General features: G+C 75.7%; 18 protein-coding genes. 10 read left to right on the top strand and 8 right to left on the bottom strand.

All coding sequences use genetic code 11. The features are described from left to right. Together G6W55_RS35635 and G6W55_RS35640 are read right to left on the bottom strand one after the other, a co-directional pair. Window positions 1-1,223: FtsK/SpoIIIE domain-containing protein (locus tag G6W55_RS35635; RefSeq protein WP_375372504.1), on the bottom strand; the 1,223-nt coding region annotated here is incomplete at its 3' end. Between the two features lie 200 nt (window positions 1,224-1,423). Next, window positions 1,424-1,687 carry a hypothetical protein gene (locus G6W55_RS35640; RefSeq protein WP_175524777.1) on the bottom strand — a complete coding sequence of 88 codons (264 nt, stop codon included), beginning with the start codon at window positions 1,685-1,687 and terminating at the stop codon, window positions 1,424-1,426. Between the two features lie 567 nt (window positions 1,688-2,254). On the opposite strand from G6W55_RS35640, the gene G6W55_RS35645 reads away from it, so the two are divergent. Then, window positions 2,255-2,614, top strand: a complete 360-nt coding sequence (locus G6W55_RS35645; RefSeq protein ID WP_175524778.1) for a hypothetical protein — start codon at window positions 2,255-2,257, stop codon at window positions 2,612-2,614. Between the two features lie 84 nt (window positions 2,615-2,698). On the opposite strand, the gene G6W55_RS35650 is transcribed toward G6W55_RS35645, so the two are convergent. Beyond that, the gene (locus G6W55_RS35650; protein ID WP_175524779.1) at window positions 2,699-3,049 is read right to left on the bottom strand and encodes a hypothetical protein; all 351 of its coding nucleotides are present in this window, start codon (window positions 3,047-3,049) and stop codon (window positions 2,699-2,701) included. A gap of 163 nt (window positions 3,050-3,212) precedes the next feature. Between G6W55_RS35650 and G6W55_RS35655 the strand changes: the two genes are divergently transcribed. The 8 genes from G6W55_RS35655 (at window position 3,213) to G6W55_RS35690 (ending at window position 6,858) form a co-directional block, all read left to right on the top strand. Beyond that, window positions 3,213-3,647, top strand: coding sequence for a hypothetical protein (locus G6W55_RS35655; protein ID WP_175524780.1), 435 nt, complete (start codon window positions 3,213-3,215; stop codon window positions 3,645-3,647). A gap of 79 nt (window positions 3,648-3,726) precedes the next feature. Beyond that, window positions 3,727-3,885 carry a hypothetical protein gene (locus G6W55_RS35660; protein ID WP_175524781.1) on the top strand — a complete coding sequence of 53 codons (159 nt, stop codon included), beginning with the start codon at window positions 3,727-3,729 and terminating at the stop codon, window positions 3,883-3,885. A 304-nt stretch (window positions 3,886-4,189) separates the two neighbouring features. Continuing rightward, window positions 4,190-4,603, top strand: a complete 414-nt coding sequence (locus tag G6W55_RS35665; RefSeq protein WP_175524782.1) for a helix-turn-helix domain-containing protein — start codon at window positions 4,190-4,192, stop codon at window positions 4,601-4,603. Further along, on the top strand, window positions 4,600-4,794 hold the full coding sequence (locus tag G6W55_RS35670; RefSeq protein WP_175524783.1) for a hypothetical protein: 195 nt from the start codon (window positions 4,600-4,602) through the stop codon (window positions 4,792-4,794). The genes G6W55_RS35665 and G6W55_RS35670 overlap by 4 nt, the downstream gene beginning before the upstream one ends. After that, window positions 4,791-5,573: a hypothetical protein gene (locus G6W55_RS35675; protein WP_175524784.1), complete on the top strand. Its 783-nt coding sequence runs from the start codon at window positions 4,791-4,793 to the stop codon at window positions 5,571-5,573. The genes G6W55_RS35670 and G6W55_RS35675 overlap by 4 nt, the downstream gene beginning before the upstream one ends. Then, window positions 5,566-5,889: a hypothetical protein gene (locus G6W55_RS35680; protein WP_175524785.1), complete on the top strand. Its 324-nt coding sequence runs from the start codon at window positions 5,566-5,568 to the stop codon at window positions 5,887-5,889. The genes G6W55_RS35675 and G6W55_RS35680 overlap by 8 nt, the downstream gene beginning before the upstream one ends. Beyond that, window positions 5,889-6,452, top strand: coding sequence for a hypothetical protein (locus tag G6W55_RS35685; RefSeq protein ID WP_175524786.1), 564 nt, complete (start codon window positions 5,889-5,891; stop codon window positions 6,450-6,452). Before G6W55_RS35680 ends, G6W55_RS35685 begins: the two co-directional genes overlap by 1 nt. Before the next feature lie 73 nt (window positions 6,453-6,525). Next, window positions 6,526-6,858, top strand: a complete 333-nt coding sequence (locus G6W55_RS35690) for a hypothetical protein (RefSeq protein ID WP_175524787.1) — start codon at window positions 6,526-6,528, stop codon at window positions 6,856-6,858. A gap of 45 nt (window positions 6,859-6,903) precedes the next feature. Here the strand turns inward: G6W55_RS35690 and G6W55_RS35695 are convergent, their stop codons facing one another. Continuing rightward, the gene (locus G6W55_RS35695; protein WP_175524788.1) at window positions 6,904-8,493 is read right to left on the bottom strand and encodes a hypothetical protein; all 1,590 of its coding nucleotides are present in this window, start codon (window positions 8,491-8,493) and stop codon (window positions 6,904-6,906) included. Between the two features lie 138 nt (window positions 8,494-8,631). Here G6W55_RS35695 and G6W55_RS35700 point away from each other — a divergent pair, with 138 nt between their 5' ends. After that, on the top strand, window positions 8,632-8,859 hold the full coding sequence (locus tag G6W55_RS35700) for a hypothetical protein (RefSeq protein WP_175524789.1): 228 nt from the start codon (window positions 8,632-8,634) through the stop codon (window positions 8,857-8,859). Window positions 8,860-9,095: 236 nt separating this feature from the next. Here the strand turns inward: G6W55_RS35700 and G6W55_RS35705 are convergent, their stop codons facing one another. From G6W55_RS35705 to G6W55_RS35720, 4 genes are all read right to left on the bottom strand, one after another. Next, window positions 9,096-9,374 carry a hypothetical protein gene (locus G6W55_RS35705; protein WP_175524790.1) on the bottom strand — a complete coding sequence of 93 codons (279 nt, stop codon included), beginning with the start codon at window positions 9,372-9,374 and terminating at the stop codon, window positions 9,096-9,098. A gap of 68 nt (window positions 9,375-9,442) precedes the next feature. Beyond that, the gene (locus G6W55_RS35710) at window positions 9,443-9,838 is read right to left on the bottom strand and encodes a hypothetical protein (RefSeq protein WP_175524791.1); all 396 of its coding nucleotides are present in this window, start codon (window positions 9,836-9,838) and stop codon (window positions 9,443-9,445) included. Between the two features lie 68 nt (window positions 9,839-9,906). Next, window positions 9,907-10,833, bottom strand: coding sequence for a protein spdB (locus G6W55_RS35715; RefSeq protein ID WP_175524792.1), 927 nt, complete (start codon window positions 10,831-10,833; stop codon window positions 9,907-9,909). Next, a partial coding sequence (locus G6W55_RS35720) for a helix-turn-helix domain-containing protein (RefSeq protein WP_175524793.1) occupies window positions 10,833-11,608 on the bottom strand: 776 nt, incomplete at its 5' end. The genes G6W55_RS35720 and G6W55_RS35715, both read right to left, overlap by 1 nt.

Raw genomic sequence — 11,608 nt, forward strand, 5'->3', positions numbered from 1 at the left:
ACGAGGACGACCAGGCGCGGCCGGGCCGGGGTGGCTACCCACGTCGCGACCTTCCGGGCCCGCATCTCGTCGCGGCGGGCCATCATCTCCGCGACGACCTCCGCGACGACGGCCGCGATCTCCTCCGGGTCGATGGCCTCGCGGGCGCAGTGCGACCAGAGCGCCGACTCCTCGCCCTTGGCGTCGATGTAGATCACGGTGGACAGCGGGTCCAGGACGTACGGGGCGAGGATCGCGCGGAGCAGCACGGACTTGCCCGCGCCGGAGGTCCCGGCCACGATCTTCCGCCCGTGGGGGAGGTGGACGACCTCGCCCGTCCCGGTGTCCAGGCCGATGCCCTGCCGGTCCGGGGTCCACAGGAGCGACGCGCCGTCGACCGCGCTCCGGGTCCGGAGCACCAGCTCGGCCCAGCCGCCCCGCTCGCCCGCCCTGATCTCCAGGCGCAGCGCGGTGCGGGCACCGAGGAGCGCGCGGACCTGGTCCTCGGCGGCCCGGAACTTCGGCAGGTCCCAAGTGCCGTCCAGCCGCACGGCGCAGGTGATGCCGGCAGAGCCGACGACGGGGGCCCCGGTGAGCGTCCCGCCCAGGCCACGGTCCGACGCGTGCCCGACCCAGTACGAGGGGTCGAGCCGCTCCAGGAGGCGGCGCTCCTCGACGCTGACGCCGTCCTCGACGACGACCTCGACGACGCGGCGACCGAGCCACAGCCCGGCCGCGTTGAGCGCGACCAGCCCGGCTGACACGGTCGCGGGCCACATCGTCCAGTCGACCGGCGTCGACATGGCGTACGAGGCGACGGCCGCCGGGACGACGTGCGCCGCGTGCGCCTGCACCGCCCGGGTCCGGAGGGTGGTCGGGTACTGCGCCTTGGCGTTCTTGAGCTCCGCCCTCGCGGTCGTCCGGCCCTTGCGGGCCGCGCGGTCCGCCGTCGCCGCCGCCCGGCGGGCCGTCGACAGCGGGTTGTTGCTCGCCTTGCGGGCCGCCGCCCGCTGGCTCCTCGCCGTCGCGGCCGTCGACCGGGCGCTGTTGTGGGCCCGCTGAGCGTCCATCAGGGCCTTGAGGTGCTCCGGGGTCCGGAGCTTGTTGCGGCGGTCCGCCTCCGCGTCCCAGAGCTCCGCGAACGGGGCGAAGTGGGGGGCGAGGGCGTCGAGCCCGTTGGTCACCTCGGCGGCCACGGATTTGGCCGCTGCGGTGATCTCCGTCCATGCTTGCGATCGGTCCACGGGAGTCCTTCCAGGGGTTCGTGGATCAAGGGCCGGGCCTCGGTGACACGGGGTCCGGCCGCTGTCGTTTCGGGTGGTTTCCTCCGCCGGTTTCCAGCGGGGGACGGTTTCCGGGTGGAAACCGCGCTGACCTGCGGGTTTCCTGGTTTCCTCGGTTTCCGGGAGGGGGCCCTACGCGTGCGCGCGCGAGGAGCGCCCCGTCAGCCGGTCTTCTCGGCCCCCTTCCCCGGCGTCTTCCGGGCCGCTTCCCGGGCCCACTTCTGGACGGTCCCGGGGGCGATCCCCGTGAGGGCGGTGACCCGGCGGACGGGCACCTCCATGAGGCGGGCCCGGACGATCAGCGGCCGGAGTTCGGCCTCCACCTCGTCGAGCTGCTTGCGGATCTTCTGGCGACGGGCCCCCGGCTTGCGGAGCGCCTCGTCGGCAGCGGCGCGGAGTTCGGCCGGTGTGCTCTCTTGCGTCATGCGTGCCAGCCTGGCACGTCCGGGTGTGAAGGTGCAAGCCCATCGGCCGTGTCGATCGTGCCGCGCTGCTCCGCGCCGACGTCCAGACCGCCCACGGCCCGTAATCCTCCGTGGCCTGGAGCGTGGGCGGCTGCGGGTGCTCCGGGGTGTGAAAGACGGCTGGCGGCGAGAGGGGTGGGGTCGTTCCTCGTCGGTGTGCCGTCCGCCGGGCGGTCACGGGGTCGGCCGCCGTACCGCCGCCGTCACGGATGCGGGCGCGTACGCGGCCCGGCCGCTCCGGGGATGGGCTGGCGGGGAGCGCCTGCTGCCGCGATCGGGCCGGGGCCGGTGTGGTCGCTCCGCGTCGGTGACCGTCTCGTCGTGGCGGAGGAGCGTGTCGTTCAGGCATCCCGTGCCGGGGGCCCGCGCGGCCGGGGAGGTGGTGGTCGACGTCGTGGCCGGCACTCCGGGCGGAAGCCTCGCCGTCGCCGTCAACGGCCGCGCCCACGGGGAGGGTTGCGCGTTGCGCACACCCTGTGTCAGCCTCTCCCTGTGCGCAACGCACACACCGAACGAGGGAGCCTAGCCATGGCCGTGACCGTCACTCAGACCACGTCGACCGCCGCTGAGATCACCTGGACGAAGGGCGACGACCCACGCGGCTTCATCGCCCGCGCGGTCAGCACCGACCAGCTCGCCTACGCCCTGGAGTCCGCCGGGGAGGTCGAGCCGACCGAGGAGAACCCGGACCGGGCGCTCTCCGCGACCATGCACACGGTCGCCCTGGCGCGGCTCCTGGAGCGCCGGGCCGCCGTGCAGGTCGTCCGCCTCCGCGACGTCCACGGGCTCTCGTGGCGCCGGATCGCCATCGCCCTGTACGAGGACGCTGAGCGCCAGTCGACCGTGCGCCGGCAGTACGAGACCGGCCGCCGCTACCTCGGAACCTGACCGCCCGCAGCACGGCGAAGGGCCCGCATCCTGACCAGGTGGATGCGGGCCCTTCGCCGTGTCCCGGCCCGCCCCCGGGCCGACCTACTGCCCAGAGTCCCACAGCGTCGGCATCGCGGACGCCGTCATGCCGCTGCGCCGCCTCGACGTCCGCACGATCGCCGCGCGGGCCGCCGCCGACGGCCGGACGGGCGCAGCCGGGGGAGTGGCCGGAGCCGTTTCGTTCCCACGGTCCCCCACGCCGGGCCCCGTTCCGTTCTCACGCTTCGCCCGCCGCCGCTCCGCCATCACGCCCCGGGCCATCGCGGCCGTGACCGCCTCGTCGAGCCGCCGCTTGTCGAACGCCTTCTTCCGGCAGGTCGCCCCGCAGTACCGGGCCCGCCTGCCGATGGCCGACTGGATGAACGCCTCGCCGCAATGTCCGCATGTCGTCATGCCGTCGACGGTAGCGACCGGGCCCAGCACGGCGCAGCGGTCCGGGCGCTGTCCGCCGACGCCCGACACTGTCCGCAGTCGTCCGATGACGCGGAGTACCGTTGCCCGTAGCTCGCTGGTTCTGGGCCGGGGCCGATGCACTCGACAGTGCGGAGGTGTCCCCATGGCCGTTCCAGCCGACGACCCGCCCGTGTTCACCGACGTCGACCGGGCCGCCGCGTACCTCCAGGAGCTCCCGCGCCCCTGGAACCTCGACTACGCCCGTGCGTACGGGCTCGCCCCGACCCTGGCCCGCAACGTCGCCCGCCGCGGCTGGGTGCTCCTGGAGGAGCCGCTCCTCCGGTACCTCACCGCCCCGGCCCCGTGGGCCCGTTCCAACGCCGCTGTGCTGACGGCCCGCGTCCGGGACCTCCCGCACCGGGCGACGGCCCGGCCGCGCTGCTCCCGCTGCCGTGGCTACGGCTCTCTCGTCCACGGCCGCGCCCTGTGCGTCCGCTGCTCTCTCGGCCCCGCCCCCGTCCCGGCCGCCGACCCGGCCGCCCGCCTCCAGGAGCTCCGCGCGCTCCTCCGCAACGGGCTGCAGCAGCCCGCCCGCTGACCCTCCGCCCGTCATGCCGGCGCACTCGAGAACCGGCACCCCGACGACCCCGACCAGCTCCGCCCCCGAGAGGACCCTCATGCCCGTCGACGCCGCGCCCGTGCTCGCAGCCCTGGCAACCCTGATCGACGCCCAGCTCGACGACCCCGACGACTACGCCCTCGTCCTGGAGGAGGCCGCCGAACTCTTCGACGCCGAACAGGACTGGACCGCCCTCGTCCCCCCCGCCACCACATGACCCACGCCGCCCCCGTACGCCCGTCTCCCGGCCCCGTACGCCCCCCGACGCCCCGACACCCCGACCGACCCCCCAACGCCCCCGTACGGGCCGCGAAACGCGTCCGATCCCGTCCGCTGGTGTCCGCCCCCGGCTGTCCCGGGTCCGCCCCGGTGTCGGGATTCCCGGGGAACGCCCGAGAACACCGCCCCCAGCACCCCCCGAATGTCCGCCCCTCCCCGCCCCCACTCAACCCGCCCCACCCGACCGACACCACCCCTGACCTGCACCGATACCCACCGACGAACACGAAAGGTGTCCGATCATGTCCGCTCGTGTCCTAGACAGAAAAAGCCGCGCCGCCCTGATGCTCGCCCGGGGGTGGCCGACAGAGCGCGTCGCGACCGAGGTCGGCGTCACCTCCCGGACCATCCGCCGGTGGGCCAAGGAGGAGGAGTTCGACGACCAGGTGCAGGAGATCAGGCGCACCTCGATGGCGGAGACCCTGCGCGGCCTGGAGTCCGTCGCCCGCTCCGCCGTCGCCGCCCTGGGCGCGGCCCTCCATCAGGATCAGCCCATGGGCATCCGTGTGCGGGCCGCTCTCGGCGTCCTGGCGACGCTCCCCGCCATCGCCGCGCACGTCGAGCTGGAGGAGCGCATCGGGCTCCTGGAGGCCGGGAGCCGGTGCCTCAGCGAGCTTGACCTCCCGGCCGACGACGACGAGGTGAGCGCGCCGTGAGCCGACACCTCGCCGCCCGGGTGCTGCTCCTGGAGCGCCGCCGCGCGGAAGCCGTCCGCCTGGGGACGGAGATCCTCACCCTGCTCCGGGAGCAGCGCCAGGACGCCGCCGACGGAGTCAACCCCGGCTGGGAGCAGCTGCTCCGCGAGCTGACCACGATCATCACGACCGCACGGGAGACCGCCCGATGAGCCTCGACCTCGCCGCCGCCCGCGCGTACGCCGCACGGCATCCGGAGAACCGCCGGCATACCGAGCTGCTGGCCGCGTTCGACCCGCAGTGGGCCGCCGCCCGCCGCCGCCCGCTCGACCTGGCCGCCGCCCGGTCCCGGCGGGCCGCCGCCGTCCGCCCGGACGAGGAGCACGACCAGGAGCAGCGGCCCGCTCCGCCGGTTCGGCCGGCACCCCGCCGCCCGGCCAGCCTGGCCCCGGTCCGCGCCGCCCAGCACCCGGTGCGCGCGACCCGGCCGCTCCCGCTCCCCCCGGTGACGGCCGCCCAGTTCTACGGCCGGGACCACACGTGGCGTTGGGTGAGCGTCGAGACCGGCGCACCGGCCGCCCGCATCTGGGAGCGCCTGGCGGTCGGCCTCGTCGCGGCCGGGCCCTTCCGCGCGCTCCGTATCCGGGGCGGCCGGGCGTACGGCCCGGGGAGCGGGCACACCGAGTTCCACGAGGCCCCGGACGGGGCGCAGTGGGCGGACGTGCTCCTGGACGACCGGCACGACCCGAACCCGGGCCGCCTGATCGCGCACGAGCTGGGGCACTTCGCGGACGAGGCCGTACGCCTGGAGTCGGCCGTGTCCGCGTCCGCCTGGGCCGCCGAGTTCACCGAACGGCACCGGGCCGACGCGGGGGAGGCGTTCGCCGTCGCGGCGGAGGACTGGGTCCGGCCGACGACGACGGCCGCCGAGCTGCTCGCTGCCGCACGCCGGCATCAGGAGCAGCAGCGGCGCCGGGGCCGCCGTGGATGAGCGCGCGTTCCCCGTCACCCTCGGCTCGACCGTCCGCACCTGGGGCGCGGCCGTCGCCTCCCGCGCCGTCACCAGCCGGACGTGCGGCCACGTCGGGGCCCGCTTCATCTCCGGGGGCGACCCGGCCGCCGGGGTGTGGTGCGTCGACTGCGGCCACGCCCCCCTCGCGGCGCTGCTCCTCGACCCCTGGTGCGCCCTGTGCGACGACATGGCCCGACCCGGGCTCACCGCACTGCGCGCCGGACCCCTGGAAGTGCTGGCCCGCCTGTGCGGCCGGTGCCTGACCCGCAACACCCCCACCGAGAGGACCACCTGATGCCCACCCAGACCGCCCCCCAGACGCTCGCCCACCGCCTCCGCGCCCTGCCCACCGCCGACCTCGTCGACCGCCTCGTTACGGACGCCCGGCGGATGACCGTCGACGGCGAGCAGCGGGCGCACGAGGTGGCAGCCGCGGCCGTCGTCCTCGCCGCACGGCACGGCCGGACCAGCGACGTCGGGAGCCGAGACCTGACCGACCCCATGCAGGCCCTGGCCGAACGGATCGACGCGGCCGGGGGAGCGCTCGCCGTCTCCGCCGGGGACATCCGCCGCGCCATGGCCCCGGCGATCCTCGCCTCCGCCCGCGCCTACGAGGTCGACCCGACCCCGGGCCAGCCCTACGTGCGACCGTCCGCCGCTGCGCTCCTCGAAAGCGCCGGCATCGCGACGTTGCCGAGCACGACCCTGCCCGCCGGGGAAGCCCCGCACGTCGTGTTGCACAACACCCGCGACGACGTCGGCCGACTCCTCGCCGCTCTCGCCGCCGGGGACCAGGACGACGCCGCCGCGTACGCCGACACCCTGACCAGCTCCACCCCGGCCGGGACCGCCCGGTGACCCCGGCCGCGCACGGCGACGACCCCGACGCCCGTATCCCCATCACGTACGACGACGACGAGGAGCAGCACCCATGAGCCGGAACCTCTCCGCCCGCCTGAATCGCCTGGAGCGCTCCTGTGCGCCTTGCGCGGACCTCCCGGCCCTCCCGGACCTCCGGGCCGTCCTGGACGCTCCAGACCCCACCCAGGGCGAGCGGCGGGCACTTCTCGCCGCGCGCCTGGAGCTGCTCCTCGCCCGCGTCTGGCCGCTCGCCATGTCCGGCGACGTCCGCGCCGTCGACACCGCGACCCGGCTCCTCGACCGCCAGGCGGAGTTGTTCGCCCTCGTCCCCGGGCACCCCGACCCCGTGGGGGAGGTGACGGCGGAAGACCTCTACCGGCTGATCGAGTCGGCCCCCCGGTAGACCCGGCGGCCGGGCCTCCCACCCCGGGGAGGTCCGGCCCGCTGGCTACGCGGTCCGCGCGGCCCGTACGGCCCGGAGGCGGGCGCGGAACGCGTCCCCGGCCGCCAGGCGCTCCGCCGTCTCGTCGGCCGTCTCACGGCCCGTCACGGCCGCCTGCTCCCGCTGGGCTTCCGCGTGCCGGACCCGGCGGCGCTCCTGGTCGGCCGCCCACTCCAGCGGGGTGCGCGACGTCGGGATGGCGTCGGCCGCCGCGATGCGGGCCGCCTTGGCCTCCCGCTGCTCCCGGCCCCGGCGGATCTGCTCGCCCGTGGTCGGCAGGCCGGGCCCGGCCGGGTCCAGCCGCCAGAAGTCGGTGCCCGCCGCCAGGCCCCAGCCGGTGAGCAGCGCCTCGACTGCCGGCAGACCGCCGACGAACCCGGCCATCTTCACGTCGGCCCGCCCGCCGGTCCGGCGCACGACCCCTTCGCGGAACGCCTCGCGGCGGATCGCCAGGTTCGGCTGCCGGGCCTCCGCCTCCGCCGCCTCCTGGGCCAGCTCCTCGTCGGTGCGCTCGTCGACCTCGTCGCCGACGAGGGCCGCCAGGCGCTCCCGGAGGCCGTGGGACCAGGTGAGGCAGCGCCGCCCCTTCGTCGCCCGCTCGTACTCCAGCCACCGCAGCCGGGCCGCGCCGTCCCCGGCGACCGCCAGGGCGGCCAGCTCGAACGGCGTGCGCCCCTTCGCCCCACGGGCCAGCTTCATGTCGCCACGGGTCAGCTCGGAGGCCAGGCTCCGCGTCTTGCCGTCCGGCTCCTGCACCTTGGCGATGTACCGGGCCAGGCGGGCGCGGCCGTCGCGGTCCTTCCCGGCCGGGTCGACCCGGCAACCGGCGGTCGCGTCCGGGGTCGGGAGACCGGCCGACTTGCAGCGGGCCGCCCACCGGCGGGACAACTCGGCCTGGAGGACGTCGGCCGCCTCGCGGCTGAGCTCCCCGGACAGCCACAGGAGCCCGTGCAGGTGGGAGTGCCAGCCGTTCGCGCCGTCGGTGATCTCCGCCGTGCGGGTCGTGCCCTCGATGCCGTACCGCTCCGCGAACCCCTTGCGCCACACGGTCCGGCGGCCGTCCGCGTGGACCTTCGGCCGTACGGTCTCGTCCCGCTCCCACTCCGACGTCCAGCGGGCCGGGGCCCCGTCGCGGACGACGTCCCGGCCGACCCACCAAGCGCCCTGGCCGATGCCGCGCCACGCCTCCAGGAGCTTCCCCAACTGGCCCTTGACCGCCCGGCCCTTCTCGTCGGTGTAGTCGGCCAGCCGTACGTGCTTCCAGTGCGGCACGGTCAGGGTGACCATCGCCAGGCCGTACCCGGCTTCGAGCCAGGCGAGCGAGAACCGCTCAAGCTCGGCGGCCCGCTCCGCGCGGACCCGGGCGGCGCACGGCGGGCAGGCCCAGACCGAGCCGCAGCTCACGAGGCCGGAGAACCCGGTCACCTCGCCCGCGACGGCGCGTACGCCGACCGCCTCGCCCAGGGGGGCCGTCTCGCAGCCGCGCACCGACGGGAGGTCGGTCATGCGCTGGATGCCGTCGCGGAGGCGCAGCCGGGCGTCCTGGCGGGCGACGAGGGCCCCGCATCCGTCGTCGTCCGGCTGACCGGCCGTCACGGGCCTCTGACCAGCGGCGGAAACACTGTTCCCTGAGTACCAAGCCGCACCGCCGTGGGGGGCCGGGGCCGTCGCGTCCGTGGCGGTGGGGGAGGGGCTGGGGGCGGCCGTGCGGGCCGATTCCAGGCGGGCGGCCCGGTGGCCGGCATCGAGGGCGCGGAGGGCGTCACGCGCGGCGAGACGGTCGGCGCGGCGGCGGGCACGTCCGGCCTCGCGGGCAACGCGCTGACGCTGGAGCAGCTCGGACATGGACGAGGGCGCGGAGGCATCGCCCGAGACGGCGGCCGGTGCGGCCTGCCTGTCTGGCGAATTCAGATCACTCGGCTGTACCCTGCTCACGAGCAACGTGTCCTGTCGGTGTGCTGACCGATTGGGAGCGGCGGCCCCGGACTCCTACATCCGGGGTCGTGCTGTTTTCCGGGGCGATCATGCCCCACCACTCAGGCGTTTCGCTGCGGGGGCTCCCCGGGCGGGGCGCCTGTCGCTTTGAGCGGCCGTTGTGACGTGCGTGTCACCTTGTCACGGGTGAGCGGTTGTACGCAAGACGCCCCACCGGGTGTGTTCCGGTGGGGCGTCGACGCGTCACGGGGGCGGAGGGGCCGCTACCCGGCCGGGGTCTCCAGCGGGAAGCGGTCCATCCGGGCCGGGTCGGTGATGTCCTCGACCATGGCCTGACCGGCCGCGACCAGCCAGCGGGAGAGGGCGATCACCTCCCGGTACTCCGCTTCCCGGGCGGCCCGGCTGTGGGACACGGCGCGGAGCTGGGCGCCGAGCTGGGCGGCGCGCTCCAGGGCGGCGGCCAGGTCCTCCGTGGTGGCGTCGCCGTGCCAGGGGAGGCCGGTCGTCGCGGTGGTGACGTCGTGTCGGTCGGTGCTGGTCATGTGCGGGTCCTTCCAGGGGTGGGGTGCCTGCCGGGCGGAGTGCCGGCAGGCGGGCGGTGGGGTCAGCGTCAGGTCCAGTCGTCGCCGTCGATGGCGGCCCCGGCCCCGGTGTTGCGGAGGCCGCGCCCGTCCCAGACGGCCGCCGCCTCGTCGGCGTCGCGGGCCGCGTGGCGCCGGACCTCCGCGCGGCTGAGCGAGTCGGGACCAGTCCGCGGCGCGCTCTGCACCCAGGCGAACGGCCGGGTCTCGTCGGCCGCCTTGAAGACGCGGAGGGCTGCGCCGTCCGGGGCGTCGGGGAGGGCGTAGACCCTGGCGCCGTCGACGGAGGCCAGGAGTCGCGCGCCGTGGTGCTCGCAGCCGTCCGCGCCTCCGCCGGTGGCGTCGACGACGGTGACGGCCGGGGGGCCGTCGCAGGGGGTCGGGTCCTCGAAGTGGGCGGCCGGGCAGCGGGTCGGATCGGTCATGTCTTTTCCTCCGATCGGGGGGCCCGGCCGGGTCGCCGTGTTGACGACCCGGCCGGAGGGGGCGACGGTCAGCCGGTCTGCGCGGGGGCCATGACCCGGCGCCAGGAGGAGCGGAGGCGGACCTCCGACGCGGAGTGTCCGGCGGCCCGGAAGCGGGTGGCCATCTCCCGGTACGACAGGGGCGGGGTCTCGCTGTGACGGATGGCCGCGACGAGGGCGTCAAGGTCGTCGTCCGTGAGCGGCTGCTCCTCGGCCTGGTCGTCGGCGTCGACGGCGGCCGGGGGGAGTTCGAGCGTCTCGACCGGTCCCCAGACCGGCAGCTCCCAGGGGGGCGTGACGCCCGTGACGGAGGGGTGCGACGGGGGCGTGACGCGGCTCGTCACGCAGGTCAGAGCGTTGTCGGTGCTCTCGTCGTCGTGGGCGTCGGAGAGGGCCGTCCAGGCTCCGGCGAGTCGCTGCGCCGTCGCCGCCTGGACCTTCGCGACCCGGGCGCCGGCAGTGGTCACCGCGACGAGTCGGGTCTCCTCGGTCTTCGCCTGGGCGGCCAGCCGGGCGCGGGCCACGGCCGCCTGGTCGCGGGCCGTCTGGTGGATGCTCTGGATCTCGCGGAGCGCCTTCGGGGTGAGCGCCGTGCGCTCCCACAGGCCGTGGACCAGCCACAGCGCCTTGGCCGCCAGGGGGAGCCAGGAGACGGCGAGCCAGGCGGCCGTGCCGGTCTCCTCGGTGAGCGCGTGGGCGACGAGGACGCCGGTCGCGACGAGGCCGAACGCCCAGCCGATGACGGCGACCGGGGTGGAGCGGTCGCCCTGCGCGGCCAGTCGGCGCTCGTACGCCAGGGTGGCGAGCCATCCGCCGTCCAGGCCGATGCCGACGACGAGGGCGATGCCCCACGGCATCGGGCCGCCCAGCCAGAGGACGACGACGGCCAGGGTCAGGGCCATGGACACGGCGGTCATCGCGACGGCCGGACCGGTGGAGCTCAGGAACTTGCGCATCACGCGGACACCTCCTTGGCGGCGGCGATGATCGCGCCGTCTTCGGTACGGGCCAGGACACCGGCCCCGATCAGCTTGTTGACGACCTTGGACACGGTGCCCTTGGCCACTCCGGAGGCGTCGACGACGTCCTTCTGCCGGACCGGTCGGCCCGCCTTCTGGACCGCGTCGACGACCGCCGCCTCCGTCTCGGTCAGCCCGGCCGGGGTCGCCGCGGCTTCCTCGGTCCGCTGCGCCGGAGCGGTCGCGGCCTCGTCCTTCACGAGCCGGAGCGCGGGCCGCCCGGCCGGGGCCGGTGCCGTCGCGGGAGTGGCCGGCATGGCGGGCGGTGCTGCTGCGGCCCGGTCCAGGCGCCACGGCTCCCGGCGGGGGAGCGCGGTCACCAGGGCGTCATCGGAGGCGTTCCAGACGGCCACGGGCGTCTGCTCCTCGTCGCGGCCGGTGCCCCGGATGTACGCCAGGCCGGGGCCGGGGAGCATGTGGTTCTGCCAGCCCTTGCCCATGACCTGCTGCGTCTCGGTCTGCCCGGCGGTCTGGAGGACGACGCGGACGGACATGTTGCCGATGATCTGCGACGGGATGCCCTCGCCCACGGTGGGCTTCTGCGTGCACCACAGCAGGTCGGCCAGCCGGGACCGGCCCTGACGGGCGACCTGGCACAGGGGCTCGATGATCGGCGTCTTCTTGCTGTCCATGGTGATCAGGTCGGCGCCCTCGTCGACGAGGACGACCAGGCGCGGCCGGGCCGGGGTGGCTACCCACGTCGCGACCTTCC

Origin of the sequence: Streptomyces sp. CAI-85 (genome assembly GCF_013363615.1) — a bacterium.
Classification (GTDB): Bacteria; Actinomycetota; Actinomycetes; order Streptomycetales; family Streptomycetaceae; genus Streptomyces; species Streptomyces antibioticus_B.

Coding starts and splice junctions, on each gene's coding strand:
- G6W55_RS35665 (WP_175524782.1), top strand. CDS start 4,190: ATGTCCGCTCGTGTCCTAGACAGAAAAAGCCGCGCCGCCCTGATGCTC.
- G6W55_RS35660 (WP_175524781.1), top strand. CDS start 3,727: ATGCCCGTCGACGCCGCGCCCGTGCTCGCAGCCCTGGCAACCCTGATC.
- G6W55_RS35655 (WP_175524780.1), top strand. CDS start 3,213: ATGGCCGTTCCAGCCGACGACCCGCCCGTGTTCACCGACGTCGACCGG.
- G6W55_RS35715 (WP_175524792.1), bottom strand. CDS start 10,833: ATGCGCAAGTTCCTGAGCTCCACCGGTCCGGCCGTCGCGATGACCGCC.
- G6W55_RS35685 (WP_175524786.1), top strand. CDS start 5,889: ATGCCCACCCAGACCGCCCCCCAGACGCTCGCCCACCGCCTCCGCGCC.
- G6W55_RS35640 (WP_175524777.1), bottom strand. CDS start 1,687: ATGACGCAAGAGAGCACACCGGCCGAACTCCGCGCCGCTGCCGACGAG.
- G6W55_RS35690 (WP_175524787.1), top strand. CDS start 6,526: ATGAGCCGGAACCTCTCCGCCCGCCTGAATCGCCTGGAGCGCTCCTGT.
- G6W55_RS35645 (WP_175524778.1), top strand. CDS start 2,255: ATGGCCGTGACCGTCACTCAGACCACGTCGACCGCCGCTGAGATCACC.
- G6W55_RS35650 (WP_175524779.1), bottom strand. CDS start 3,049: ATGACGACATGCGGACATTGCGGCGAGGCGTTCATCCAGTCGGCCATC.
- G6W55_RS35675 (WP_175524784.1), top strand. CDS start 4,791: ATGAGCCTCGACCTCGCCGCCGCCCGCGCGTACGCCGCACGGCATCCG.
- G6W55_RS35710 (WP_175524791.1), bottom strand. CDS start 9,838: ATGACCGATCCGACCCGCTGCCCGGCCGCCCACTTCGAGGACCCGACC.
- G6W55_RS35705 (WP_175524790.1), bottom strand. CDS start 9,374: ATGACCAGCACCGACCGACACGACGTCACCACCGCGACGACCGGCCTC.